20 protein-coding genes are annotated in these 20,259 nt (G+C 56.9%); 4 read left to right on the forward strand and 16 right to left on the reverse strand.

Features of this window, described 5'->3' with window-relative positions; all coding sequences use genetic code 11:
- Nucleotides 1-91: 91 nt before the first annotated feature.
- From ACTRXA_RS13170 to ACTRXA_RS13195, 6 genes are all read right to left on the reverse strand, one after another.
- Nucleotides 92-664 carry a TlpA family protein disulfide reductase gene (locus ACTRXA_RS13170; RefSeq protein WP_442427631.1) on the reverse strand — a complete coding sequence of 191 codons (573 nt, stop codon included), beginning with the start codon at nt 662-664 and terminating at the stop codon, nt 92-94.
- Entirely contained in the window at nt 661-951 is a 291-nt protein-coding gene (locus tag ACTRXA_RS13175; RefSeq protein ID WP_442427632.1) for a cytochrome C, read from the reverse strand. The genes ACTRXA_RS13170 and ACTRXA_RS13175 overlap by 4 nt, the downstream gene beginning before the upstream one ends.
- A 9-nt stretch (nt 952-960) precedes the next feature.
- Entirely contained in the window at nt 961-2,181 is a 1,221-nt protein-coding gene (locus ACTRXA_RS13180) for a transporter (protein ID WP_442427633.1), read from the reverse strand.
- 149 nt (nt 2,182-2,330) lie between these two features.
- On the reverse strand, nt 2,331-2,738 hold the full coding sequence (locus ACTRXA_RS13185; protein WP_442427634.1) for a hypothetical protein: 408 nt from the start codon (nt 2,736-2,738) through the stop codon (nt 2,331-2,333).
- Between the two features lie 59 nt (nt 2,739-2,797).
- The gene (locus tag ACTRXA_RS13190) at nt 2,798-3,412 is read right to left on the reverse strand and encodes an HAD family hydrolase (protein ID WP_442427635.1); all 615 of its coding nucleotides are present in this window, start codon (nt 3,410-3,412) and stop codon (nt 2,798-2,800) included.
- Nucleotides 3,405-4,274 carry an SDR family oxidoreductase gene (locus tag ACTRXA_RS13195; RefSeq protein ID WP_442427636.1) on the reverse strand — a complete coding sequence of 290 codons (870 nt, stop codon included), beginning with the start codon at nt 4,272-4,274 and terminating at the stop codon, nt 3,405-3,407. Before ACTRXA_RS13195 ends, ACTRXA_RS13190 begins: the two co-directional genes overlap by 8 nt.
- Before the next feature lie 273 nt (nt 4,275-4,547).
- On the opposite strand from ACTRXA_RS13195, the gene ACTRXA_RS13200 reads away from it, so the two are divergent.
- Entirely contained in the window at nt 4,548-5,426 is an 879-nt protein-coding gene (locus tag ACTRXA_RS13200) for a DUF4124 domain-containing protein (RefSeq protein ID WP_442427637.1), read from the forward strand.
- A 125-nt stretch (nt 5,427-5,551) separates the two neighbouring features.
- On the opposite strand, the gene ACTRXA_RS13205 is transcribed toward ACTRXA_RS13200, so the two are convergent.
- The 6 genes from ACTRXA_RS13205 to ACTRXA_RS13230 all read right to left on the reverse strand — a co-directional run bounded on the left by ACTRXA_RS13205 (nt 5,552) and on the right by ACTRXA_RS13230 (nt 11,323).
- On the reverse strand, nt 5,552-6,868 hold the full coding sequence (locus ACTRXA_RS13205) for a hypothetical protein (protein ID WP_442427638.1): 1,317 nt from the start codon (nt 6,866-6,868) through the stop codon (nt 5,552-5,554).
- Nucleotides 6,865-7,707: a PilW family protein gene (locus ACTRXA_RS13210; protein WP_442427639.1), complete on the reverse strand. Its 843-nt coding sequence runs from the start codon at nt 7,705-7,707 to the stop codon at nt 6,865-6,867. Before ACTRXA_RS13210 ends, ACTRXA_RS13205 begins: the two co-directional genes overlap by 4 nt.
- 14 nt (nt 7,708-7,721) lie before the next feature.
- Entirely contained in the window at nt 7,722-8,123 is a 402-nt protein-coding gene (locus ACTRXA_RS13215; RefSeq protein WP_442427640.1) for a type IV pilus modification PilV family protein, read from the reverse strand.
- Nucleotides 8,124-8,575: 452 nt separating this feature from the next.
- Entirely contained in the window at nt 8,576-9,418 is an 843-nt protein-coding gene (locus ACTRXA_RS13220; RefSeq protein WP_442427641.1) for a PilW family protein, read from the reverse strand.
- Between the two features lie 557 nt (nt 9,419-9,975).
- On the reverse strand, nt 9,976-10,614 hold the full coding sequence (locus ACTRXA_RS13225) for a GspH/FimT family pseudopilin (RefSeq protein WP_442427642.1): 639 nt from the start codon (nt 10,612-10,614) through the stop codon (nt 9,976-9,978).
- 178 nt (nt 10,615-10,792) lie between these two features.
- Nucleotides 10,793-11,323, reverse strand: a complete 531-nt coding sequence (locus ACTRXA_RS13230) for a glycine cleavage system protein R (RefSeq protein ID WP_442427643.1) — start codon at nt 11,321-11,323, stop codon at nt 10,793-10,795.
- Between the two features lie 226 nt (nt 11,324-11,549).
- Between ACTRXA_RS13230 and ACTRXA_RS13235 the strand changes: the two genes are divergently transcribed.
- Both ACTRXA_RS13235 and ACTRXA_RS13240 read left to right on the forward strand, forming a co-directional pair.
- A complete protein-coding gene (locus tag ACTRXA_RS13235) occupies nt 11,550-12,164 on the forward strand; it encodes a hypothetical protein (RefSeq protein WP_442427644.1) in 615 nt (204 codons plus the stop codon).
- Nucleotides 12,151-14,334: a CHASE2 domain-containing protein gene (locus tag ACTRXA_RS13240; RefSeq protein WP_442427645.1), complete on the forward strand. Its 2,184-nt coding sequence runs from the start codon at nt 12,151-12,153 to the stop codon at nt 14,332-14,334. The genes ACTRXA_RS13235 and ACTRXA_RS13240 overlap by 14 nt, the downstream gene beginning before the upstream one ends.
- Nucleotides 14,335-14,358: 24 nt before the next feature.
- Here ACTRXA_RS13240 and ACTRXA_RS13245 read toward each other — a convergent pair whose 3' ends face one another.
- The 4 genes from ACTRXA_RS13245 to ACTRXA_RS13260 form a co-directional block, all read right to left on the reverse strand.
- Nucleotides 14,359-15,750 carry a caspase family protein gene (locus ACTRXA_RS13245; RefSeq protein WP_442427646.1) on the reverse strand — a complete coding sequence of 464 codons (1,392 nt, stop codon included), beginning with the start codon at nt 15,748-15,750 and terminating at the stop codon, nt 14,359-14,361.
- Nucleotides 15,751-15,765: 15 nt separating this feature from the next.
- Nucleotides 15,766-16,797, reverse strand: a complete 1,032-nt coding sequence (locus ACTRXA_RS13250; RefSeq protein WP_442427647.1) for a hypothetical protein — start codon at nt 16,795-16,797, stop codon at nt 15,766-15,768.
- 227 nt (nt 16,798-17,024) lie between these two features.
- Nucleotides 17,025-17,225, reverse strand: a complete 201-nt coding sequence (locus ACTRXA_RS13255; RefSeq protein ID WP_442427648.1) for a hypothetical protein — start codon at nt 17,223-17,225, stop codon at nt 17,025-17,027.
- Between the two features lie 181 nt (nt 17,226-17,406).
- A complete protein-coding gene (locus ACTRXA_RS13260; protein ID WP_442427649.1) occupies nt 17,407-18,528 on the reverse strand; it encodes a hypothetical protein in 1,122 nt (373 codons plus the stop codon).
- A 410-nt stretch (nt 18,529-18,938) separates the two neighbouring features.
- Between ACTRXA_RS13260 and ACTRXA_RS13265 the strand changes: the two genes are divergently transcribed.
- A complete protein-coding gene (locus ACTRXA_RS13265) occupies nt 18,939-20,192 on the forward strand; it encodes a TerC/Alx family metal homeostasis membrane protein (protein WP_442427650.1) in 1,254 nt (417 codons plus the stop codon).
- The last annotated feature ends 67 nt before the right edge of the window (nt 20,193-20,259 follow it).

Raw genomic sequence — 20,259 nt, forward strand, 5'->3', positions numbered from 1 at the left:
TCCAGGTTGGCAGTGAGTTGTGGCCCTTCAATCCAGCCGCGGGCGTATTGTATCACCCTTCCTGTTTGGATGCGTGCTGGAGTGCGTGGACTCAACCGGAATGGTGTGCCAGGGTTTTCATGATCTGGTGGGAAACCGGCGAGTTCCATTCCCGCGGACCGGATATGTACCCGGCGAGCTTACCGTCGGCTCCGACGAGATAACTGGTGGGCAGTCCCATGATGAAGTACTTGCGGCGCACTTCCTGCTTCGGGTCGAGCAGGATCGGAAAGCGCAGGCCGAAATCCTTCTGGAACTCTTCCACCCGGTCCTTGTTCCAGCGATCGATGTTGATGGTCAGAATCTGAACCACCTCGCCGCCCAGATTTTCGTGCAGTTTCTGGATCGTGGGCAGCTCTTCCTTGCAGGGAACGCACCACGTGGCCCAGAAGTGAATGAGGATGGGTTTGCCTTCGTATTCCTTCAGGCTTACCTGTTTCCCCTCCAGCGTGGTCAGCGTGAAGTCGGGCGCTTCCTTGGCGGTGCGCGGCGGGGTGACGCCGAACTGATCGAACAGCTTCTCTTTCGGCGGCAGGGATTCGGTCCCTGCGCCAGTCAGCAGGAGAAGGGATGCCGCCAGTGCAAACAGCAGGTGAACTTTGTTTTTAAGATTGAAGTGTCTCATCGTGAGTTCCTGTGCAGATAGTTGCGTATGGTTTCCTTCTCGCTTTCAGTGAAAGCGATGTTCTTTTTTTTCATGTGACCCTCCATCACCTTCAGATAGTGGTCCCATTCTTCAGCCGTGTGGCGCTGAGGATGCGGCCAGCTGTGACAGACGGTACATTTCGCACGGTACAACCTCTCATCAGCTGATCCCGCCTCGGGCAACGGGTTGCCACCGCACCCGGCAGCCAGAACAAGGGCAGCCAGCGATGCGACAAGGGGGAATCGATTTCGAGTAATTCCATTCATACGGCTTCCCTAGAATCCGAGTTCTTTGGGTGCGGGCATGCCTTTGTAACGGCGGCTGTCTTTGGTCGGGATCTCGATGTAATACGAGATCATGATCCGGTAATCCTCGGCCAGCTGCGGCCCGCGCAGATTCTGTGTCACCGGCGCCGATGCCGTCAGCTCCAGTACGTGCAACGGGATCGGCTGGTACTGGATGCCCGCGGTGACATTCAGCTTCGTTCCGCCGTAGTTGTCCGGGTCGAACAGCGGACTTGTGAACGGTCCGTTGGGATTGAACCCGACGTGGCCGTGTCCCTGCTCCCTCGCCAGCCGCGGCTCGTCGCTGTACCTGCCTTCATAAAATCCGTTCAACTGGAGGTGCACCACCGACTGCGGGTGAAACTGGTACATGCTGTAAAGATCCAGCCGCACCTCGTCGCCCTGCTGGTAATCCTGGCTGTTGTCGTAGAAACGTCCGGTGTACACCAGGTTCGCGCCGTACCAGAACGGATCGCGCGACCCCTGATAGGTCAGCCCGACGATGGGATCGAACGTGCCGCTGCCCATCTGCATCTTGAAGGGAAGCAGGGTGCCGTTCTGCCCAGCCGCGGGATTTTCCGTGAATTCTTTCTTAATACTTCCCGTCGGCAGGGACACCCCGAACAACATAGAGACCTGTTGCGTCGGCGCCAGGTGATCGTCGGAATACAGCCGGTACTTACCGATGAGCTTGGTGTCGCCGAGGCCCGACGATTCCATGGTGAAGCCCGATCGGCCCGTCGAGGCCTGGAGCATTGCGTTGAAGCGCATGGGCATGGTGTTGTACCTGAAACTGCTCATGAGCATCAGCGCGAAGTCGTCGGAGAACGAGTACGCGCCGCCGAACATGGTCATCCACATGTTCATGGACTCCGGCACGGCGGGAAACTTGCCCATGGCCGGCATGCCGACGAGTTCGGAGGTTTTCAGATCCCTGGTGCCGTCCCGCATGGGACCCATGCGCATGAACATCTGGCTGATCTTGAAACGGAACTCCTTCGGTTCCGGAATGCCGCCGCCGAAAATGTTGAGCGGCATGTTGCCGCCGCAGTGCGCGCAGCAGAGGCCAATGTAGGCCTGCGCGTTGGCGGGCAACAGCAGGAACAGGGCCAGCAGGACGGCCATCCCCCGGTGCAGGCCGCCTGCAAAAATGCGTGAGGCGCCGCGGCGCTTTTTAAGTGGTGGAGTCGGACTTTTTTCAATTTCGGTCATGGTTCGTTTGCGTTCTGGATCGATGAAAGTTGCCCGGCAGGCCGGAGGGGGTTCGTTCGGGGTGTTGCCGTTGTTTCAAAGAAGACGGACGGACCCGAACCGGGAAAAACCTCGTTTGCGCGCAACCGGGATTTAATTAAGGGAATCGATCAGGACGATTTGGGAGGCGGGGAAGGCGGGGACGTCTCCCACAAAACGAAAGGGGAAGGTGTCATTGGATGAAAAGCGGCCTGCATGAGGGAAACCAGCCGAGCGGCACCTCCCGCCGGGCCGAAGGTTTTGAGAACCAGGGCGGACTGTGCCGGCACGGTGCCCTGTGGCTGACCGCCGCAGTCGAGACCGAGCTCCGTACGCGGCGACCGGTACGGTTTCCTGTGCGGGCAGGGCTGGTTGGCGTGGACGTGCCGGTGTCCGTTCAAGTCGCAGTGCACGGCCTTGTCCGGCTCCAGTTTGAACGGATCGGCCCCATGGTGGCTGTGACCCGAATCCGCGAAAGCCAGCGCCGGGACGGCGATGCATCCTGCCAGTAAAAATGTCGCGAAAACAATGCGTTTCACGGCTATTGACCCCGTTCGTTCTTTTTTTCCTACATTTTATGAATTTTCAGGCGCAAATGTCAAACTTGCCGGCCGGATCCGGTACGGGAGGCGAGGGCGGAAGTGGCCACCGGCCGCCAGGCACGGGCGAAAAGTTCCGCCAGGTAGCGCGTGGTGTGGTGGAAGGCGCTTTCTCCGCCCGGCACCGGTTTTACATGAATGAAGCGCATGCCTGCATCGATGGCGCCGCCGTCGGTGATGTAGTTGTCGCCGATCATCACCACCTTCGCCGGATCGTCGAGTTTCAGGTACTCCCGCATGGCGGTGTGGAATCCGGCCGGGTCCGGCTTGGGCGGCACGTTGGTGACCACAGGCACGCCTTCGAACTGCTCGAAGCGGTCCTCGAAGGCGTTGGTGAACAGCGCCACTTTCAATCCCACCGCCTGCAATAACTTGACGTGCGTCACCACCGAATCGGGAAACGTGCGCGTGTGGTGCGGGCCCAGCGTGCCGTCCACATCCAACAGAACGCCCTCGATGCCGTCGGCGAGGAGGCCGTCGGCCGGCACGTCTTCGAACCGTTTCACCCGGCGGTAGGTTTTCAGCCGGTCGGGTGAAAAGGGCAGGGCGAGGAAACGGGCGACCTTCACCCACTTCAACCCCTCACGCGGTGCGGGGGAACCCTCTTCAGCCATTATGCCACCGCACGCCGGTCATCTGGCCGCTGATGTCCCACAGCCGGTCCTGCAAACCGGTGTCGTAGGACACCGGCAGGGTGGGCACGGAGCGTTTGCGCACGAAATAGGTGCCGGTGACCTTTTCCACGGCGGGAGAGGCGGCCAGGTGAATGAGTGTCCGCGCCCCGTTCTGCGGGCGGATGTAAAACGGCCGTGCAAACACCTTGGCGAGCTTGTACCACAGGGGCCCCGCGTGGCCGAAATTGGTCGCCACCACGCCGGGGTGCATGGCGTTCACCGTGATGCCCGAACCCTCCAGCAGGCGCGCCAGCTTGTATGTGAACAGGATGTTCGCCAACTTCGACTGCGCGTACGCCGACATGGCGCGATAACTTTTTTTCTCGAAGAACGGGTCGTCGAAACGGATGGAGCCGATGAGGTGAACGATCGACGAGACGTTGATGATGCGGGACGGCGCACCCGCCTTCAGCAGGTCGAGCAGGCGCAGGGTCAGCACGTAATGCGCGAGGTGGTTGACGGCGAAGGTGGTCTCGTAGCCGTCCTCGGTCAACTCCCGCCGTCCCTGCAGGAGCCCGGCGTTGTTGATGAGCACGTGCAGGACGTCGTAACGCGCGCGTATCTTTTCAGCAAGTTCCTCCACCTGGTGGAGCGAGGCGAGGTCGGCGATCATCAGCTCCATATCGTCGTTGCCGGTGCGCTGGCGCAGCGAGGCCAGTGCCGCTTCCCCCTTTTCGGGATTGCGGCACACCAGGATCAACCGCGCTCCCATGTACGCCAGGGCGCGGGCGGTTTCGTACCCGATGCCGGAGTTGGCGCCGGTGATCAGGCACGTGCGGTTCTTCATGGAGTTGGTGATCATCGTGATTCGGTACCTGCCAAAAACCCGGAATAACCGGGCCCTGTAGAGGATACAAGTATAAACCAAAGTCGGGTCGATTGCATTTCTCAGGATGTCATGATAAGGTATTCAGTTACAATAAGTTATGGCGTGGTGCCGAAGCGGCGGGAAGCTTCTCAGCCGTCGCGAATGAAAAAGGGGGCAATCCTGTACCGGGCAAACCTTCCGCTTTTCACGAAAAGCAAGGGACCGCACCCGGTCGGTTGGGAGAATCGAGCCGTGAGAGAAACCATTATGAATCGTTTCAAAAAATCGGTGCTTCTTGGCGTGGGTGCGCTGGCACTGTTTCCGGCGTCTGCCGAAGCGGAGATGTTCCGCTGGATCGATGATGCGGGCATGGTGCACTACAGCGATTACCGTTCGTCCATCCCCGTGCAGTACCGGGACCAGATCAAAGGCCAGGTCCCGCCCCCGGTGGACCAGTTTGCGCAGGAAAGCATCCAGCAGGCCAAGCTGACAACCGGTAAGGGGGAAGGCCAGTCCCTGGCTACGGGCGAGGGCTCGAAGAACCAGGAAGCCGGCAAGGAAGGTGAGGGCGGCAAGGAAGGCGGCGGCGAAGGCGAAGAGGCCGGGCCGTCCATCGACCCGGAGCTGGCCAAACTGCTGGTGGAGACCCGCGATTACCTGGCCCACGAAAACGCGGTGTACCGCCGCTGGATCCGCGCCGCCAAGTTCGACAAGGAAGAGGGCCGGTTTTTTGTCATGCTGGTGCACAAGCACCTGCCGCGCAAGGAAGAACTGATCAAGAAAATCGAAATCACCGAAGCCGCCAAATCCGTCCCCGTCTTCAATACGGTGAAGTTTCATTTGATGGATGAAGCCGCGGCCGACAAGGAAACCAAGGTGGGGGGCAAGGACTACCTGGAACGGCTGGCGGACATGGAGCGGCGCCTGAAGAGCGCCCTCATTGCCAAGGATGAATTCGTTGAAACCCTGAGCAAGGAACTGGAAAAAGCCAAGGTGGATGAAAAGCTGGTTGCCGAAATGCAGAAAGTGATCGAGCAGGAGGAAGAAATCGCGAAGCAGACCCGTCCTTCCTCCATCAAAGTCGAGGAAGTGGGTAAGGAGAAGCCGAAGCCGACCGGCCAGGTTCCTCCGCCTCCCGGACAGTGATCAGGGAGAGTACATCCGGAATATGAAAGTCCGGTAGAGAATTGAAAGATAGAACGACGCAATAAAAAAGGGCGGCCCGCGGGCCGCCCTTTTCTGTTACATGGGATCGAAAGTTGCGTCGGTGATCAGGCTCCGGTTTCGAACCAGTCAACCACGCTGACGTTGTCGTTGAACACCGCGTTGGCGAGGTTGATGCCTTCACAACTGTAGTTGATGGCAAAGTTACCACGGATATCGGCCTGCGCCTGGGTGCCGTTGCCCACCACCAGCGCGCCGTTGATGGTACCGGAACCCACACCGGTGGTGTCGGTGGCGGTGCTGCTGCAGGTGGTGCAGGCACCGACCAGGATGACGCCGTTCCAGTTCACCGTGCCGGACAGAGTCAGATTGCCGTCGACGATCAGGATGCCGCTTCCGGTCAGGTTACCAGTCATTTTCAGGTCACCGGTGACGTAAGTGATCTGGGGGCTGGCATCGGTCCCGTAGGCGCCGCCACTGAAAATCTGGTTGCCGGTGTAGTAATTGGAAACCAGGTCCGGCGTGCCGTCGTTGTCTCCGTCCGCGGTCAGAACCTGGTGCAGTTCGGTACTGTCCGCGCTGGAGAACGTGCTCTGGCTGGTCTGAAAATCCCGGGTGTTGGAATTGACTCCTGTGTAGTTGCCGTCGTTGCTGTTAGCGTTGCCGTTGGGAACCTCCACGCAGGTGTTGGTGGCGGCCGTAGAACACTGGTTCATGTTGCTGACCTCGGTGACCGGGCCGCTGGACTCGAAGGCCACGGCGGCTTTGCCGGGACAACTGGCGTCCGGGTTGCCGCTCAGGTCCAGCCCGTTGCCGCCGGCCTGATCGGCGCCGTTCACCTCGAAGGAGTTACCGGAGATGTTGACGGCCGAAAGCGGGCCCACCATGGTCAATGCCGAGGGAAAGGTGGACGGCGGAAGATCGAACTTATAAATGTTAGCGCGGATGGTTTTCTCCACACCCGTATTGGACGTGCCCACGGCGGTGACGACCAGGACCTTGTCCGTATCGGTCGTGGTGTCGCCATCCGGCTCCGTGTTGTCGTCCACGCGGATCTTGTAGGTGCCATTCGCGTAGTTGTATTCGTTGTAGTTGGCCCCGTTAAAGGAAACCACGGTGCCGCCCGGCTCCAGCAGTCCCGCGTTCGTGCCCAGGATGGTGTCCCGGCTCATGGTCTTGGTCATCCGGATGGCTTCCTGCACGCCCGCCTCGGAAATGTAGAACGCTTCCTTGGATTCCTGGTAGTTCGCGGTGCGCGTGTAATCGTTGCGGGTCATGTTGATGGCGGCCGGAATGAGACCGATCAAGACGACCATCATCAGGAGAACAACCACCAGAACCGCCCCGGACTCGTTCCGGTGGGACTGGGGTTCCCCGATGTTCCCTGTAAAGCTGTGTTCGTGGTTTTGGTTGTGAGTATTCATGATCCCATGTTCCTCAAGTTGACATCGGTTTTAAGAATAATATCCTCCGCAAAGTCTTCGGGATCTTCCATGGTCAACGTGATCCCGATTTTGCGGATGGTGTGAATGTTGTTCGAACCCGTGGTGTTGCCCACAGAGCTGGTCCAGCCGGTATTGGATAGTGGAACGGTCACGGTAGAGCCGGCGGAATTGGAGTAGGTGAAGGCGACGGATTTCACATTGTGGACCAGCGGCACCACGGGGTCTCCGTCATCAAAAAACTGGACGATATTGGTAGTGGCATTGTGGGTGATGCGCTGGTACCTCATTTTGCTGACCTGCACGGTATCCGTGGAGACCGAAAAGTCCTGGTTCGGATACATGGACAGGTTTACGATGTTGCCCCCGACCGCGGTGGTGAAACGGACCATGTTCCACTGGTCCGCCTGCTTGACCGTGCGTAGCATCAGGTAGCCGAAGCCTCCGGTCTGCGTTGCCATCAGGTTTGCGTCCTGCACGTTGAGCAGCACGTCACCGGAGGTCACATCCGCCGTCACGGCGGTGGTGGCGTCGTCGGTGTTGATCCACCAGTAAACGTAATTGGATCCTACGCTGTACAGTCCGTGGCTGCGCGGCATGCCGTAGCCGATGCGGCGCAGTTCCTTGGCCAGTTCGTTGATTCCGGCCCGGCCTGCGGCACGGATCTGGGAGGCGGCCTGTTCGGTGCGGATCACCTTTTCCTGCTTCATGAAGGTGTACATCGCCGCACCCATCACAACGGTGGTGATGCCCATGACGATGATCAGCTCGATCACCGAAAAGCCCTTTTGGTTTCTATTGAGTTGGGTCCATGTACTCATGATGACCTCTATGGTTAATCCTGGTTCAACCGGGTTTGCAGGGTCCGGGATTCAGTGACGCCGGAACGACTCCAACTGACCGTGACCACGACATCCGTCTGGTCCGACGTGCCGGAGATGGTCCAGTTGCGCGTGAACTTGTTGCCGCCTGCGTTGCCGTTTTCGTCCAGGGTGTCCGATCCGTTGTTGGAGCTGGTCAGGGTGGTGCTCAGCGCCTGGTTTTTGAGATCTTCCAGTTTTTCCGCGGCAAGGGTGGTGGCCAGCGTGGCCGATTCCAGATGGCCGCTTTTATTCAGTAAATTGCCGAGAAAGAAATTGACCGTGAGCAGGCCCATCACGAGGATGGCCATGCCGATCAACAGCTCGATCAACGTGAAGCCGGATTCATTTTTGGTGTGTTTTTGTCGAGGTTCCATGACTCCCCCACTAGGTTTAATTATAAACCTCGTTTAAAGTTCGGCTCCGCTTTTTCAGCTTCTCCCCTCTAGAAAGCAATTTTTGAGCCGTTTTCGATGAAAATCGTGTTTCTGATATAACGATTCCCATAGAATGAGTTGTTTTTCAACACTTAAGGAATTTCACAAAAGAATAAGACAAAATCAGGAATATCGGAATACCTGATCCCAAAGGACAAATTTTGTCCAAATTCCGTATAAAATTTTATAACCAGCCCCGATTTGGGCCCGGTTTGGACCCGGATCCCGTATAAATATTATAAACGATTAAAAATCAAATTCTTATGAAAGAATTGGGCAAAGGACGAGAGGGCCGGTCCTGGTTGCCTGCAGGAACAAGCGCAGACAGGGGGACGAGAAGCAGGGTGAACGGGTCGCGTTCGGGAGGAGGACTGTTTTCTGGAAGTGGGAGTTTAAGACCCCATGTTCCTCAGGTTGACGTCGGTTTTGAGAATGATGTCCTCGGCAAAACCCTCCGGGTCTTCCATGGTCAGCGTGATCCCGATTTTGCGGATGGTGTGAATGTTGTTCGAACCGGTGGTGTTGCCCACGGAACTGGTCCAGCCCGAATTGGATAACGGAACGGTCACGGTACTGCCGGCGGAATTGTAATAGGTGAAGGTCACGGTCTCTACATTGTTGACCAGGGGCACCACAGGGTCTGCGTCATCAAAAAACTGGATGACGTTGTTGGTGGCATCGTGGGTGATGCGCTGGTACTTCATTTTGCTGACCAGCACGGTATCCGTGGAAACGGAAAAGTCCTGGTTGGGGTACATGGACAGGTTCAGCGTGGTGCCGCCGCTGGCGCTGCTGAAGCGGACCATGTTCCACTGGTCGGCCTGCTTGATGGTGCGGAGCATCAGGTAGCCATAGCCGCCGGACTGGGTCGCCAGCAGGTTCGCATCCTGCACGGTGATCGCCGTGTCGCCGGAAGTCACGTCTGCAGTCACGGACGTGGTGGCTTCGTCGGTGTTGACCCACCAGTACACGTAGTTGGTGCCGATGCTGTACAGGCCGTGGCCGCGCGGCATGCCGTAGCCGATGCGGCGCAGTTCCTTGGCCAGCTCGTTGATGCCGTTGCGTCCCGAGGCGCGGATCTGGGCGGCGGACTGTTCGGTACGGATCACTTTTTCCTGCTTCATGAAAGTGTAGATCGCCGCACCCATCAGGACCGTAGTGATTCCCATGACGATTAGCAGTTCGATCACCGAAAAACCCTGTTGATTCTCTTTATTTTTGGTCAAGGTAAGCATGGCGGCCTCTGTTTATGATTCCGTTGCAGCCGGATTTAAAAATTAATGCAAATATATTGGTATTGTTGACGGGGGACGAGTCACCCTTTTTTCCGATCCATTTCTTGAAGTGAAATTTATTATAAGGGCCGAACCCATACTTCAAAAATGAGACGGCCCCTGGAATTCCAGGTTGCAGGAAAGGGCTGCCCCCTCAATACGCGAATCCCCAATCTGAATCTCGCAACGGTCATGGGAACGAACCATTTGGTGCATCCCGGTTTGCGGCCCGTGCTGGTCTGCAGAGTGCAATTCTTAAGCCACTTCAAGTGTACATCTATGATCAAACTTCTTAATATATTGATTTATATGAGATTTACAAGGGTTGAGAATTTTTGGACCTGAAATCAATCTGGCGAAGGCGTTGCAAAGTTGTGACCGGACTGACAAACTTTTGCAACCCACTGTTCACATTTTTCAACAATCGGTTCCCCAGGTTCCTCTTTTATGAGGCGGCCCATTTTTCTATTTCAGGTGTTTGAAGGGCCGATTCCATCGGCCCTCGCCACCGGCGTTGTTCATTTCCAGGGAGCGTCGCTCTGGCCGGTATAATGCAATACACGGATTTCGCCTGAGGTCTTGAGAAACTGCAGGGCGCGCATGTTTTTTGCGGTGACGCCTGCGTCCTCTTTGGGAATCAGGTAGACCACCCCGTTGTCGCTGGTCTGCCCCATGGGATTGAAGGTCAACCGGGTTCCCCCGTTGAACAACTGAACCCCCCGGTTGCCAACGGGCTTGCCGTTCCAGACGTTTTTGAGGTCCGGCAACGATCCGCCGTAGAATTGCAGGTGGTCGCCCAACCCGAATTCCTCGTGAAACTCCCCCGTGTCCGCGACTCCATTGCCGTTGATGTCCTCGTGAACGTTGAAGGCATTGCGTTCAGGAAAGAAGGTAACAGAAACCAGCTTGCGTTTTTCCACCGCGGTATTCTGGGCCATGACAAGACGGTCGTAAAAGGCCACGACTTCCTGGTTGGTCTCGATGCCGTTCCACCAGTTGAGAAGCCGCGGGATGCCCATGAAAACGAGGATGAGGACGATCACCACGCCGGTCACGATTTCCGCGAGCGGCAGTTCTTTTCGGGTTCCGGTTTCCGGCTCGGGTTGGGGGGGCGGTCGCCGGGCAGGACGATTGAGAGGGGATTGACGGGTTGCCATCCAGAGCGTCTCCCTTTAAGGGGTTCGAGGCTTCGGTTCCCTGTGGAGCCCCGAGGCTGTTAAAGGCGATTGAAATAATTAGAGTTATTCTATTCTAACAGAAAACCGGAGAAACGGAAGGGTTTTCCTGCTGTCATAGGTTTCCGGGAGGCGGGTGTCGGTTCCGCCCGATCGGGGATTATTTGATACCGGGGCTGACCGGGATGAGTTGGATGTTCATCCGCTTTTCCTCGCAGAGGGTGTCGAGGGCCTTCTCCACGGGTTCGATTCCTTTCGACAGGGTGCCTTCTATATGCAGGTAGAAGGTGGGTTTCGGCGACCCGGGTTCCTCGTCGAAGTTGGAATCCAGGTGCAGGATGTTGAGACCGGCTTCAGCCAGTGCGGTGGTGACGTCCTCGACGATACCCTTGCGGTCCTCGGCATAGATGCTGACGCGGATGTCGGGCTGGCGGTGGTGTTCCAGTTTTCCCGGCACCGGGTGAATGTTGAATGTGAGGCCCAGGTTGTCGCCAATGGGTTGAACCACCCCGATCAGTTCATCCTGCGTGCCTTCCCAGTGAACCATCATCATGATGGTGAAGTTGTCGCTGAGCGCGGCCATGGAGGACTCACCCAGGTTGCATCCCGCCCGGCATAAAGATGCGCTCAAACGGGCGACAATGCCCGGCCGGTCTTTTCCCACCATCGAAAGCATGAACCAGTTTTCCATTCGAATTCCTCGCGCCCCTTGGGTTATCTCTAAATCATTGTTTCAGAAAACGAATCTCCTGTAAAGCAAAACGCCCGGATAAATCGTTCCCTGCAGGCGGTTCGCATTTTGGAATCGGATGGAAGCGCGAAAACGCAGTTTTGAATTCGGGGTTTTGGCTTTAGAATACCAATGAGGGTTCATCATTCACACCCATCCCATTTTTGTCCACCCGATGAGAGGAATTATGAAAACAACCAAACTGGTATCGGCAGGATTGATCGTGCTGGCCGCCTTGTTTCTGTTCGTCGAAAATGCCATCAGCGATGAGGATAAAGTCCGTGCCAAGATCGCCATCGAAATCCGCAGTGACGATGATTCAATCTGGGCCCGGGCACGCGACAACATCACCTCCCAGGACAAGCTTCGCATCGTGGTGATCCCGCGCACCGACCTGCATGTTTACGTGATCTACTCGAACTACGAGAAGGCGCAACTCCTTCTGCACGAAAAAGTTTCCGGCGAATCGGTGCTGAAACTGCCCGCCGGCAGCAATTTCTTCCAGGTCGACGGCACCCGGTCGCAGGAAGCATTCTGGGTGGTGTGCAGCCCGGAACCGCTTGAAAGTCTGGAAAACGATTTCTCCGGCCGGGAGGCGTCGCACGACCGCTGGGAAAAAATGGCCGAGGGGCTTTACGACAAGGGCGGGCTCGACATTGCCGAAAAAATGAAAAAGCCGATTTCCATGGCCGGGGCGGTGCGCAGCCTGGACATGTCCGAAGACCAATTGAAAGAGGACCTGCTCACCTTCACCGGCCAAACTGTCCTGATCAAACGCTTCGTGTTTGATGTTACGGAGTAAAAAGTTTCTAAAACTCATCCTGCTGCTCCATGCGGGGCTGGTGCTGGCCCTGCTTGGGTTCTGGCTGGTGCGGGGAACGGTGTGGACCAGTTGGGATTATCAGGTACTCGACCGGTTCCACAAGCGGGCCCTGGAGGAGGGTAAAGGCCCGACGGCCTCGCCCCGCCTCCTGTATCTCCTGGTCACCGACGACGCCTACGAAGATTTCGGCCGGAACGCGCTGGACCGCGGATACATGGCGCGGGTCAACCGCATCCTGTCCATGTTGCGCCCGGAAGCGGTGATGTTCGATATCATCTTCGCGCGCGAAGGGGACGCGGAGGAAGACAGGAAGTTCGCCCGCTCCCTGCGTCGTCTTCGTACCGCTTACCTGCCCATTGCTTTTCACATCTCGGATTCCCCCCAGCCGTTCCAATGGAAACCGGGTACGGTTTACGAAAAGAAGAACGAAAAAATCTCCGCGAAGCTCGAAGAGAAGGGACAGGGCGTTCCTTATTATGGCGACCAGCCGGTTCTCCAGAACGACCTGTTTGCCAAAAAGGCACAAGGCACCGGGCACATCAACGCACATAACGACTCCGACGGGGTGTACCGTCATTTCCCTCTTGTGATTAAGCTGGGTGAGCGGTTTTTCCCTTCCATGCCCCTTCGAATTTATCTCGATCACGTCCGCGTGCCATTCGACAGCGTCCGCATCGAATGGGGCCGGGCGCTTACCATCCCGGCTTTCAAGGGAAGCCTGCTGGATGAAGCGGTCGTGGTTCCCATCGACGAACGCGGCCAGGTGTACGTGCCCTACTCAGGCACGTGGGAAAACGATTTCCCCAAGGTGGCGGTCACCCGCCTGCGCGAGCTGTTTGCGGATGAGGACATGCAGGGCAACCTGAGCGAGTTTTTCGGCGGGCGTTTCGTGATGCTGGGCGATGTGTCGCAGGGCATCAGCGATATCGGCCAGACACCGCTGGAGGAAAATGTACCGCTCATCGCCGTGCATGCCTCGGTGCTGAACGGGTTTCTGGAAAACCGGTTTTATGACCGCTGGCCGGACTGGCAGGTTTATGGAGTGGTTATCGGATTCAGTCTGCTGGTGGGAGTGGCGGCCTGTTTTCGCAAGCTGTGGATATATTACGTGACGGGGGCGGTGTCCTTTGCGGCGGTCCTGGCTTTGGCGTGGTGGCAGTTCACGCGGTTTTCCCTGTTTCCGATCACTTCGGTGACAGCCGCCTGCCTGGTGGTGTTCGTGGGGCTGGTCGTGGGATTGCAGGTGTCGCTGGCCCGGCACGGGGCGTTCATCCGTACGGCGTTTTCACGTTACGTTCCGTCGCAGGTGGTGGAACAGCTTCTGGATAACCCGGACCTCTTGCGGCTCGGGGGCGAGGAGCGGGAGGCGACGGTGTTGTTCTCCGACCTGGAGGGGTTCACCACCGTTTCGGAGACCATGCCCCCGCCGAACCTGGCCTCCCTGCTCAATGAATACCTCACCGAGATGACCCGCATTGTCATCGAAAACGGCGGGATCATCGACAAGTACCTGGGTGACGGCATCATGGCGGAGTTCGGCATCCCGCTGGCGAGTCCGAATCACGCCGATCAGGCCGTGCGCGCGGGGCTCGCCATGCAGGTGGCGCTTCGCACCCTGAACGCGGAATGGGAAAAGCAGGGCCGTGTGCAGGTGAATTGCCGCATCGGCATCCATACGGGAATGCTGGTTGCGGGCAACCTGGGGTCGGACCAGGTGTTCGACTACACCGTCATCGGCGACTCGGTCAACCTCGCCTCGCGTCTCGAAGGGGTGAACAAGCTGTACCGCACGCAGGTCATCATCTCGGAAAAAACATTCAGCCTGCTCACTCCGGAGGTGTTCCGCGTGCGGCCGCTCGATATCATCAAGGTCAAAGGGAAGAACGAACCGGTTCGGATTTTCGAGGTGTACGGACTGGAGGTGAAGCCCATCACCGAAGAGGACATCGAATACTACCGATTGTATGAAGAAGGATTCCAGGCCTACCTGAACAGGGAGTTTGCGAAAGCAACCGAATTTTTCAACCGGGCCTTGAAGCTGCATCCCGACGACGCCCCCTGCCTGAACATGATCAGCCGCATCGACCGCCTTCAGGTTGAGCGCCTGCCCGCGGACTGGGACGGTTCCACCGCACTCGACTTCAAGTAGAAAACGGCCCGCCGTCCAATGGGATCAGCGCCGGTCCCGGCGGAGTTTGTTCACCCGCGATTTCGCCCATAGTCTGGCGCGACGGATCTGCTTCCGCGTCATGTGTTTCTCCAGCTTGCCAAGCGCATTTTTGGCTTCAGGATTTTTGTGCGAAGCGATCAGCATCCATTTGTACGCCTCCACCACGTTACGCCGTGTGCCCCAGGCTTCCACGTACATGCGTGCGAGCATCATCTGAGCCAGCGCATTTCCGCGCGCGGCCTGAACTTTGAGGATACGAAACGCGGTGGTGTACTGTTTCAGCTTGATTGCATGATGCGCTCTTTGCAGGGCCGTACCCGTCACACTGTCCGGGGTTTGGTGCGTATCGGTGTGGTCGGTTGTGTTTTTCGCAGGTGGGTCCAGCCGGGTTCCTTCCTGAAGTTTTGCGTTTTCCTTTTCAAGCTGCACCTTTTCCGATTGGAGGCGGGCGATGGTCGCCTCCAGTTCGCTCAATTCGGTTGCCGCGTTCATGGAATCCGGCGTCGCTTCAGGTTCTTTGGGGTCCAGCCGGAACACGAAGTCGCCCTTGTCGAGAAAGGGGTTTCGGATGCGCCCGTATTGAGGGTGCTGGGAGCCCTGCGAGTAATTCACCACCTTGGCCTGCAGAAACTCACCCAGCTCGACTCCCGTCAGGTAGCCGTCCCCGTCGGAATCGCCTTCCCCGTTCAACGCGGCGATGAACTGGTCGCGGAAAATGCTTTCGTCCGGCACCGTTTCATCCGCGCTTCCGGCGGTCACGAATTGCCGCACCGGCTGACTGGTTTTGTAACTGATGTTTTCCGGCACCGCGCGGGAGAGGGCGAAGATCGATCCAGAAAAACAACTGTCGAATAAAAACAGCGCGTGCTTGGACTCGATGCGCTTGGCATACACCTCGATGCGTTCCATATCCATGGCCCGCGCCAGAAAGCCCTGCCGGTCGCGGTTGGGATTGGGCGCGTCTGCGGGAACGATGTAGCCCATGTCGCCGCCATAGGCCAGCTTCAGTGTGTGACCGTGGCCGGCAAAATAAAAAAGCAGGCGGTTGTCCACCCCGTGACCGTATCGGTTGATGAAATCGTTGAAGGCTTTCTGCAAGGTCTCGTGGTTGGGATTCATGACCACCACCACATTGAAGCCCTGTTTCTCCAGTGCATTTTTTACCAGGTTCACGTCTTTATTGACACCGGGAAGGTCCGGCCAGCCTGCGGTGTAATCGCTGACACCGACGATCAGGGCGTGACTTTCCTGGTACAGTCCGACCTGGTTGCCCTCCGCATCTTCGATGGGTACGACGCGGATGCCGCGTTCTTCCGCCAGAGTGATAGCAGGCAACGCCAGAGCGGCGGCGAAGAGTCCAGCCATCAGGGCCGAACAAATGGATTTGGATTTCATGTGTCCAGGACTCCCTTAAAAAAATTTCAATATGTCTTCGTAGATCATAATGAGATAAGCGGCACAGCCGATGCTGAGCGCCGGACCGCCAAACAGTTTCAGCCGCGTGTGCAGGGTGAGGTGGCCCAGCACTTCCTCTTCTTTGCGGTTGCTGATGAGGAACAGCGAGGGTTCCATTTTTTTGAACACCATTTTGGTGTTGGAATACAGTTTGGCGAACTGGTCGCGATTGTATTTGTCGACCATACGCTGTCCGATCACCTTCGCCCCCCATTCCAGTTCGTCGGGATTCAGCACACCGTCTTTATCGCGGTCGAAGCGTTGTTTCAGTTTGGGGTGTTTCTGCACCAGCTTTTTGGCTTTGAGGAAGGTTTTGAAGTCGAGTTTTCTTTGCGCCGCGAGTTTCAATCCCGAATCGGCGTATCCCAGGATGTAAACGGTCTCCCCCGCCATGAATTTTTTTTCAGTCACCCGGTATTTGCCGGAGGTGTTGTCTGCGTCGTCCGTATCGAATTTTTTAAGTTCTTTTTTGTTTTCGGCAACGGCCTGTTTGAAGCGCTGGCGCACCTCGTCGCGCAGGTAGCGGTCCAGATGCTGAACAAATCCCTTTCCCTTCTGGATGATCTGCGCGCCTTCGGCGAACACCAGCGCATTGGCGCCACTGCCGTCTTCCACGTAGAATCCCTCGTCGGAATGAAGAGTGTCGATGGTCACCCAACGGGAGGAGTTGCGACTCCGCACCAGTTTTTCGATTTCCAGCGCGTAGAACACGCAGGCATCACCGCTCATCGGGGCGGTCAGCAGGCGGTCGTCATCACACACGATTTTCCCGGAAATCTCGACGTCCGTTCCTACTGCGCCGGTGGCGATGCGGGAGGTGGGGATGTCTTCCACCGTCCTTTTGGTTTTGAGGTCGCGGAATCCCTTTAAGAAAAAATAAATCCCCGCGAAAAACCCCATCACCGTGTACATCACCAGTTCCAGGTCCACCCGGACCTCGCTGGATGTGGCGGACATAATGATGTGGGCCGCATACCCCGAATTCATCAAAAGCGCTCCGGTTCGTTAACTCATTAATAAGGATAACGGCTTGATCGAAAATTTGAACTGTTTTGTGAGTTGGGGTCCGCAGGGAAAACCTGTATGACGGGAACGAGGAATCATACGAAGGCGAGAACAATTTGAAATTCCGCAGGTAAGGTCAAATTGGAGGCCCGGCCCGGAAGGGTGGACAGGGTACGCCCTTCCGGGCCGCCGTCGGAGGTGGGATTCGATCAGGAATAATATGCGCCGTAGCGGTAGATCCGGAGTTCGCGGCGAATTTCTTCCTGGTCCGGCTGGGAAGCGGGTGCGGGTTGTTTGGACGGTGCATCGGTGAAACCGCGGGTATCGGGAACGTGTTGGCGGCCGGAGTCCCGGGTGTCCACCGAATACTGGTTGTTGGCAAACTTTTCGTTTTCAATGGTTGCGGTCATAGGCAAAAACCTCCTGAATTTTTTTTGGTCGATCATGCCAGGGTTTATTTGACCCGGTATCAGGCCATGGATTGAGCCTCGGGAGAGGGGCTCTTCCATCCGGGTAGAAAAAAATAAAATCGCTGGGGGAGGGAGGCAAGTTTTGCCTCAAAAAATTATATGTAAAGTGGGACCCGTAGAATCAGGAGGCGGGTTTCCAACTGGCCACCCAGGCGTCGGCTTTTTGTTTCTTGGAGGTTTTGATGCGCGGGGTGATGAACTCCAGGCTTCTTTGGGCGTCCTTGTTGCCCCTGGCGGCAGCCAGCGAATACCACTGGTACGCCTGCATGATGTCCTTTTTCACCACGTCGCCGTTTTCGTACATCATGGCGAGGTTCATCTGGGCCAGCGGATGCCCCCGCTCGGCGGCGGGTTTCAGGTAAGTGTGCGCCTTTTTATCATCGATGACCACGCTGGTGCCGTGATAATACATGTCCCCCAGAATCGCCTGCGAATCCAGGTGGCCCTGGTCCGCCGCCAGGATGAGCCACTCGCGGGCCTTGTTGAGGTCCTTATCGGTACCGGTGCCTTCCATGTAAGCCAGTGCGGCATGATATTGACCCATCACATACCCGCCCTTACCGGATTCCTCGAACCACTTGAGGGCGGTGGGCGCGCTGCGTTTGAATCCACCGGTTCCGTTTTTGTAATACCAGCCAATTTCAAAAAGGGCCCACGGTTGTTTCTCCTGGGCGGCTTTCTTGAACCATTCCACCGCCGTTGCGACATCGCGCTCCACGCCCCGGCCGTTTTGATACATGTTGGCGACATACCACATGGCCTCCGGGTTGCCGCGTTTGGCGAGAACCATGAAGTGGGCCATGGCGGTTTTGAAATCGCCCCGCATGAAGGCCTGTTCTCCCAATCCGTAATCCACCTTGGCCTTGAACGGATTCGGTATGTAATCGAGAAACATGGCCGCACCGGTGACCACGACGAGAAACAGTGTGGCGAGGGCCAGGGTCGTTTTCCTGTTCCGGGTCTTGTCAGGTGAAGAAGGTTGGGGTGTCTCTCGAGTTGCGGAGGAAACAGAACGCGTGGGTTTGCCGGAAGGGGAGGGACCTGCATTGGAACCCTGTGTCGGGGGCCGGGGGGCCGGACGTTTCTGTGGCGACGGTTTTTGGGGAGTTCCTTTGGGTTCCGGTTTGGGGACACCACCCGCACGGGGGGCATTGGCCGGAGCCGACGCCGGCGGAGGACGCCGGGGTGGCGGTTTGGGTTTTGCCTGTTCGGGTTTTTTGTTTTTCTCGGGTTCCTTGGGCATGGCTCCCCTTCTCCCCTCAGATTTTCAGGAAACACATTCCTGAAAAAAATCCTCATCAATTATATCGGATTGCTGGAACATTGCAAAAAAAGTCATAAAAAACAAGGGGGATTTCCCCTCTGAACCCTGTCGATGGGATAAAAAAAGAAACCCCGGCCGGGAAATCACTTTGAATTTTGCCGGATAAAAAAGCGAAGGAGGGAAGGGGGGAGTGACTGAAAAAATTTAAGCCATCGAGTGGTCCGGAGATGGAATCCAGCAGAAAAAACTTCACTTACCGCTACTTTTCCTTTCCCGGTTTCCTTATCCTGATTGTTGAAGAGCGGGTGTCCTTCCTGAAAACGGATTCGCTCGTTTCGTACCGCCGAATTCGAATTTAATAATTGCTACTGAAGCTTGGGAGTCTGTTCGTGGTCTGGGTCTATTTGCTTTTCCTGCTGTTTGTATTTTTGATGTTGGCGCTCGATCTCGGCGTGTTTCACCGGGATGCGCATGAGATCAATATCCAGGAAGCTTTGTTCTGGACCGGAGTCTGGGTGGCCTGTGCCCTGGTGTTCAACATGCTGGTTTATTTTTTGTACGAATACCAGTGGCTGGGTGTGGGCGTTGATCCGCGATACCAGAAATCCGGAGCGCAGGCGACGCTTCAGTTTTTTGTCGGGTACCTGTTGGAAAAATCGCTCAGCCTGGATAACGTGTTCGTCATCGCGCTCGTCTTCACTTACTTCAAAGTGCCTCTGCGCTACCAGCACCGGGTTCTGTACTGGGGCATCCTGGGGGCCCTGGTGCTTCGCGGTCTGATGATCGGTCTGGGCACGGTTCTGATTCAGCGGTTCGACTGGATCGTGTATGTATTCGGCCTGCTGTTGCTGTGGACGGCGGTCAAGATGTTGATCGAGCGTCACGACAACCTCGATCCGGAAAAAAATCCGCTGATCCGCTGGGTCAAAAAGAAACTGCCGCTGACCGATGATTTTGAAGGCGACCGGTTTCTGGTGAAGCGTGAAGGCCGATGGATGGCCACGCCGCTGTTCCTCGCGCTGGTGCTGGTGGAAAGCTCCGATTTGCTGTTTGCGGTGGATTCCATTCCCGCCATCTTTGCAGTGACGCACGATCCGTTCATCGTGTTCACGTCCAACATTTTCGCCATCCTGGGACTGCGTTCGTTGTATTTCGCACTGGCGGAGTTGCTGGAGAAATTCCGCTACATGAAAATGAGCCTCACCTTCCTGCTGGCGTTCATTGGAGTGAAGATGATGCTGTCGCACACGCATCCGATTCCGAACCTGGTGTCGCTGGCGGTGATCATCGGCATCCTTGGCGTGGGGGTGGTGGCCTCGATACTGGGAGCCCATCGCGACACCGCGCCCCTGGTTTCCCCGGTCGCCAAAAACCTGCAACAACTGGTGGGCTGGACGTACGACGGGGTGCTTCGACTGTTCATCATCCTGGTGGGCATCACGGTTCTGCTGACGGGGATAGTGATGATCATCCTGCCGGGCCCGGCAATCCTCGTCATTCCCGCCGGACTCGCCATCCTGGCGACGGAGTTCGCGTGGGCGCGCTGGCTGCTGAAAAAATTCCGCAACAAGTCGAGCGCCCTGATGGAAAAGCTGCCGCGAATGCTGAAACGGAATGTGGAAAAGGACGAGGGATTGCGTTAGTGCGGAACCCACTCTAAAGTGGTCGATGAAAATGGAAATGGTTTCAAATCCACCAAGCCTGGGCTAA

The sequence above is a fragment of the Nitrospina sp. P1_D6 genome, from assembly GCF_052156615.1.
Taxonomy (GTDB): domain Bacteria; phylum Nitrospinota; class Nitrospinia; order Nitrospinales; family Nitrospinaceae; genus Nitrospina.

What these genes read in the sequence shown, in the direction of transcription:
- ACTRXA_RS13255 (WP_442427648.1), bottom strand. Translation starts at nt 17,225, where the DNA reads ATGACCGCAACCATTGAAAACGAAAAGTTTGCCAACAACCAGTATTCG.
- ACTRXA_RS13215 (WP_442427640.1), bottom strand. Translation starts at nt 8,123, where the DNA reads ATGGAACCTCGACAAAAACACACCAAAAATGAATCCGGCTTCACGTTG.
- ACTRXA_RS13240 (WP_442427645.1), top strand. Translation starts at nt 12,151, where the DNA reads ATGTTACGGAGTAAAAAGTTTCTAAAACTCATCCTGCTGCTCCATGCG.
- ACTRXA_RS13220 (WP_442427641.1), bottom strand. Translation starts at nt 9,418, where the DNA reads ATGCTTACCTTGACCAAAAATAAAGAGAATCAACAGGGTTTTTCGGTG.
- ACTRXA_RS13205 (WP_442427638.1), bottom strand. Translation starts at nt 6,868, where the DNA reads ATGAATACTCACAACCAAAACCACGAACACAGCTTTACAGGGAACATC.
- ACTRXA_RS13230 (WP_442427643.1), bottom strand. Translation starts at nt 11,323, where the DNA reads ATGGAAAACTGGTTCATGCTTTCGATGGTGGGAAAAGACCGGCCGGGC.
- ACTRXA_RS13175 (WP_442427632.1), bottom strand. Translation starts at nt 951, where the DNA reads ATGAATGGAATTACTCGAAATCGATTCCCCCTTGTCGCATCGCTGGCT.
- ACTRXA_RS13245 (WP_442427646.1), bottom strand. Translation starts at nt 15,750, where the DNA reads ATGAAATCCAAATCCATTTGTTCGGCCCTGATGGCTGGACTCTTCGCC.
- ACTRXA_RS13250 (WP_442427647.1), bottom strand. Translation starts at nt 16,797, where the DNA reads ATGAATTCGGGGTATGCGGCCCACATCATTATGTCCGCCACATCCAGC.
- ACTRXA_RS13225 (WP_442427642.1), bottom strand. Translation starts at nt 10,614, where the DNA reads ATGGCAACCCGTCAATCCCCTCTCAATCGTCCTGCCCGGCGACCGCCC.
- ACTRXA_RS13260 (WP_442427649.1), bottom strand. Translation starts at nt 18,528, where the DNA reads ATGCCCAAGGAACCCGAGAAAAACAAAAAACCCGAACAGGCAAAACCC.
- ACTRXA_RS13210 (WP_442427639.1), bottom strand. Translation starts at nt 7,707, where the DNA reads ATGAGTACATGGACCCAACTCAATAGAAACCAAAAGGGCTTTTCGGTG.
- ACTRXA_RS13195 (WP_442427636.1), bottom strand. Translation starts at nt 4,274, where the DNA reads ATGATCACCAACTCCATGAAGAACCGCACGTGCCTGATCACCGGCGCC.
- ACTRXA_RS13200 (WP_442427637.1), top strand. Translation starts at nt 4,548, where the DNA reads ATGAATCGTTTCAAAAAATCGGTGCTTCTTGGCGTGGGTGCGCTGGCA.
- ACTRXA_RS13180 (WP_442427633.1), bottom strand. Translation starts at nt 2,181, where the DNA reads ATGACCGAAATTGAAAAAAGTCCGACTCCACCACTTAAAAAGCGCCGC.
- ACTRXA_RS13170 (WP_442427631.1), bottom strand. Translation starts at nt 664, where the DNA reads ATGAGACACTTCAATCTTAAAAACAAAGTTCACCTGCTGTTTGCACTG.
- ACTRXA_RS13190 (WP_442427635.1), bottom strand. Translation starts at nt 3,412, where the DNA reads ATGGCTGAAGAGGGTTCCCCCGCACCGCGTGAGGGGTTGAAGTGGGTG.
- ACTRXA_RS13235 (WP_442427644.1), top strand. Translation starts at nt 11,550, where the DNA reads ATGAAAACAACCAAACTGGTATCGGCAGGATTGATCGTGCTGGCCGCC.